Origin of the sequence: Pseudoalteromonas sp. NBT06-2 (assembly GCF_002276045.1) — a bacterium.
Lineage (GTDB): Bacteria > Pseudomonadota > Gammaproteobacteria > Enterobacterales > Alteromonadaceae > Pseudoalteromonas.
Genome location: NZ_NQMR01000381.1, coordinates 1 through 989, shown reverse-complemented (window position 1 = coordinate 989; position 989 = coordinate 1). Strand labels below are relative to the sequence as shown.

At 33.9% G+C, this 989-nt stretch carries 1 protein-coding gene; it reads right to left on the bottom strand.

All coding sequences use genetic code 11. From position 1 onward, the window contains the following. Positions 1-99: 99 nt before the first annotated feature. A complete protein-coding gene (locus CJF42_RS26185; RefSeq protein WP_095369396.1) occupies positions 100-651 on the bottom strand; it encodes a GNAT family N-acetyltransferase in 552 nt (183 codons plus the stop codon). Positions 652-989: the final 338 nt, after the last annotated feature.

Sequence of the window (989 nt, the reverse complement as noted above, 5' to 3'; positions counted from 1 at the left end):
GTGCGGATAGGCCGACCTTCACCTTTTAGCGGTTGTTGATATTCGATTATTAAATCGTTAACTATGGGGCTTTTTGCGCCCTGATTAAAGAAAACTTAATTAAATTTGTAGCACTTCGGGTTTAATTAAAGAAAACAAGAAATTTCCTAAAAAATGCCTGTACATTGATTCTATCTCTTGTTTAGATAGAGTTCCACCACGTATAAGCATTTCTTGCCGCTCACCAAGCTCGTTTATAATAAACCCTGTAGAATTGAACCCATTACTTTCATAAAAGGCTTTACGCTTAACTCTCTGTTGGTTGTTTTCTTCTTTCTCACAAAGCTCTTCAATATTTAGTACGATCCTTTTGTCTGAATACTTATTCCCCATTGAATTCATTACTTTGCTTCCGTAACCACTTGAACGGAGCGACTCTGATATTGCAAAAAACTTTACAAATATTATGTCTTTATACGCTTTAGCGTAGATGAACCCGATCCAATTATTATGTTCATAAAGAACGTCAAAACCATCCTTTCCATTTCTCATTCTATATTTAACAATCCATTGTGGTAGGTGTTGAGTTTTTGGAAAAGCTTCGAAAAAAAGGTCAATGACTTTCGAATAATTAATATCGTGTTTGTTAAGGGGATGGAAATTAATGGTCATATTAACCCTGCAAGCCAGTCGAAAGTTAAAATAGTGGTAAATACTTTTAATCCAATCAAGCCGAAACATAGTAATATCAATAAGGCTTTAATTTTTTTACTTTTGATATTTTTCCAAAATAGAAGCTTTGCTTGAAGTTCGCTTTTTAGCTCATCAATATCCTCCCTCATACATAGTTCCCTATATTTTGTTGTAGTTAACAATTAATTACAACAAAATATAACATGAATTAAAAGCATGGCTTTGTAACTAGATGTATCTATTATCGCAGTGGTGGTACTAGAGCAGTTTGTTGTGTTGATAGTAACTTCCGCTTTTGGCACTTTTGCGAAGTTCAG